This is a genomic window from Pseudomonas sp. GZD-209 (assembly GCF_049310485.1).
In the GTDB taxonomy this organism is placed as follows: domain Bacteria; phylum Pseudomonadota; class Gammaproteobacteria; order Pseudomonadales; family Pseudomonadaceae; genus Aquipseudomonas; species Aquipseudomonas sichuanensis.
On sequence record NZ_JBMOWQ010000298.1, the window covers coordinates 1 to 3,300 of the forward strand.

2 protein-coding genes are annotated in these 3,300 nt (G+C 65.6%); both read right to left on the reverse strand.

Features of this window, described 5'->3' with window-relative positions:
- Positions 1-500 precede the first annotated feature (500 nt).
- Positions 501-1,775, reverse strand: a complete 1,275-nt coding sequence (gene preA / locus ACO6VM_RS27420) for an NAD-dependent dihydropyrimidine dehydrogenase subunit PreA (protein WP_110994707.1) — start codon at positions 1,773-1,775, stop codon at positions 501-503.
- A complete protein-coding gene (locus tag ACO6VM_RS27425; RefSeq protein WP_401060427.1) occupies positions 1,776-3,143 on the reverse strand; it encodes an NAD(P)-dependent oxidoreductase in 1,368 nt (455 codons plus the stop codon). It lies immediately after the preceding gene.
- Positions 3,144-3,300 lie beyond the last annotated feature (157 nt).

The window sequence follows — 3,300 nt, forward strand, 5'->3', positions numbered from 1 at the left end:
CCGCCTTGGCGCATGTCTTGAGTCATGTGATGCAGCGTTAGCGACCACGCCAAAACCGCGTCGTACCAACAAGGCGGACCAGGTGATGGCTCAGGAGAGACTGGCCCGAAACAAATGTGGGAGCGGGCTTGCCCCGCGATGCGCCGCGCGGGCGGCGCTCGATCTCATAGGCGCTGCAAAAACACGCGGCGCTCGATCTCATAGGCGCTGCAAAAACACCGGCAGGCACCTGGTGGCCTTCACCCAATATCCCGCCATGCACTTGGTGGCCATTACCCAATCCTGATCACCCAGGGCCAGCGATGTGACGCCCAAGGGCCTGTCTTGGAATCGCATGTGGACTACTAGGCGCAGGGCGATAGAGGTGCTGCGCTCTCAAGATCGAGCGCCGCCCGCGCGGCGCTTCGCGGGTAAACCCGCTCCCACAGTTTGTTTCGGGCCAAGTATTCCTGTGAGGCCATGGTTGCCAGCCTTGGCGAAACCCATGTGAAAGCCCCTGTTCAACCCACCTCACGGTAGGGATTGCGCGGATCCTGGGTCCAGTTCATGTACGGCTTGCCGGTGTCTTGCGCCTGCATGTCGATGCAGCTTTCCACCGGGCAGGTGATCTGGCACAGGTTGCAGCCCACGCACTCTTCCTCGATCACGCTGTAAGCATGAGTGCCGTCGGCCTTGAGCGTGCTGGCGATGGCCTGGTGCGAGGTGTCTTCGCAGGCGATATGGCAGCGCCCGCAGCCGATGCAGGCGGCCTGGTCGATATGCGCCACCGACTTGTAGTTGATGTCCAGGTACTTCCAGTCGGTGGTATGCCCCACCGCCTGGCCACGGAAAGCGTCCAGGTTGCGGTGGCCATGCTGGTCCATCCAGCGCGCCAGGCCGTCCTGCATGTCCTCGACGATGCGAAAACCATGCAGCATCGCCGCCGTGCACACCTGTACCGCGCCACTGCCCAGGGCCATGAATTCGGCCGCGTCGCGCCAATTGCCGATGCCGCCGATACCGCAGATCGGCAGGCCCCGAGTCTCGGGGTCGCGGGCGATCTCGGCGACCATGTTCAGGGCGATGGGTTTGACCGCCGAACCGCAATAGCCACCGTGAGTACTCTGATCGCCAACGATCGGATGGGCCACCATGCGGTCGAGGTCGACGCTGGTGATCGAGTTGATGGTGTTGATCAGCGACACCGCGTCCGCGCCGCCACGATGGGCCGCCCGCGCTGCCTGGCGAATGTCGGTGATGTTGGGGGTGAGCTTGACGATCACCGGCAGCGAGCAATGGATCTTGCACCAACGGGTGACCTGCTCGACGTACTCGGGTACCTGGCCGACCGCAGCCCCCATGCCGCGCTCGGGCATGCCGTGGGGGCAGCCGAAGTTGAGTTCGATGCCGTCGGCACCGGTGGCCTCCACCAACGGCAGGATGAATTTCCAGGACTCCTCGACGCACGGCACCATCAGCGACACCACCAGCGCCCGGTCGGGCCAGTCCTTCTTCACCTGGGTGATTTCACGCAGGTTGATCTCCAGCGAACGGTCGGTGATCAGCTCGATGTTGTTGATGCCCTGCACCACGCGGTTGGCGCCGTAGTGCGCCGAGTAGCGCGACGACACGTTGACCGCTGCCGGGTCCTCACCCAAGGTTTTCCATACCACCCCGCCCCAGCCCGCCTCGAAGGCGCGGACCACGTTGTAGGCCTTGTCGGTGGGTGGCGCCGAGGCCAGCCAGAAGGGGTTGGGCGCCTTGATACCGGCGAATACGATGGACAAGTCGGCCATTTACGCAGCCTCCACGTTGAGCATGAGTTGGGCATGGATGGCTTCGGCGGCCAGCTTGCCGTGCTGCACGGCCTGGACGGTGAGGTCCTGGCCCAGTGCGGTGCAGTCACCGCCGGCATAGATGCCCGGCAGGCTGGTCTGCAGGTGCCCGTCGACGCGTATGCGCTCGCCATCGCGGGCCAGTTGCGCGGCCAGCGGGTCGCTGATGCTGGCGTCGTCGAAACGTTGGCCGATGGCCTTGAAGATCGCGTCGGCGGTCAGTTCGAAAGTCTCGCCGGTGTCGTCGAGGCGGCCATCGACCAGCTGGGTGCGCACGAAGCGCATACCGCGCACTCGGCCTGAGTCATCGAGCAACACAGCATCCGGCCGTGCCCAGGTGTGCAGGCGCACCTGATTGTGCTTGGCGATCTCCTGTTCATGGCCGGTGGCGCTCATGTCGGCCTCGCCCCGGCGGTACACCAGGTTGACGTCGCGCGCGCCCAGGCGGCTCATCTGCACCGCCATGTCGATGGCGGTGTTGCCGGCGCCGATCACCAGGCAGCGGTCGGCCAACGGCAGTTGGCTGAGGTCGTCGGCCTGGCGCAGTTCGCGGATGTATGCGGTGGCGGCCAGCAGGCCGGGGGCTTCTTCATCCGCCAGGCCCAGCTGACGCACGGCATCCAGCCCCAGGCCGAGGAACACGGCATGGTACTGGCCGTGCAGCTCGGTCAACGACAGATTGCTGCCCAGCCGTTGGCCGTGGCGGATCTCAATGCCACCGATGCCCAGCAGAAACTCCACTTCGCGCTGGGCGTAGTCGTCCACCAGCTTGTAGCGGGCGATGCCGTATTCGTTGAGGCCGCCGGCTTTCTCTCGCGCTTCGAAGATCACCACGTCGTGGCCGTGCATGGCCAGGCGATGGGCGCAGGACAGCCCGGCAGGGCCGGCACCCACCACGGCGATGCGCTTGCCGGTGGCCGGCGCGCGCTGGAACGGGTGAGCGGTGAAGTGCGCGTTGTCCAGGGCGTAGCGCTGTAACTGGCCGATCAGCACCGGCGCACATTCCTGGGCGTTGTTGCGCACACAGGCCTGCTGGCAGAGGATCTCGGTGGGGCACACCCGGGCGCAACTGCCGCCCAGGATGTTGGCCGCAAGGATACGCTCGGCAGCGCCTTGCAGGTTCTCGTCACTGATGCGGTGGATGAACGAGGGGATGTCGATTTCGCTGGGGCAGGCGTTGACGCACGGTGCGTCGTAGCAGTACAGGCAGCGTGCGCTTTCGACGGCGGCCTGGCGGGCAGTGAGCGGGGGCGCAAGGTCGCTGAAGGCCTCGGCCAGCTGGTCGGCGCCGGCCCGGGGGCGCGGCAAGTGGTTCAGGGCGTCGATCACGGTTGTAGCCTCTCTCGTTTTTATTGGAGGCGGCGGTGGTCAGGTGCCGCTTCCGTTTTGGGGATGGCAGTCAACAGGGGCTGGCGTGGGAGCGGATTTTCATAGCCCAGCGTGGGAGCGGGCTTGCCCCGCGATCACCGGCCAAGCCGGTGCCACA

Excerpts from the sequence above, each read along its gene's own strand:
- preA (WP_110994707.1), bottom strand. The coding sequence starts at position 1,775 with ATGGCCGACTTGTCCATCGTATTCGCCGGTATCAAGGCGCCCAACCCC.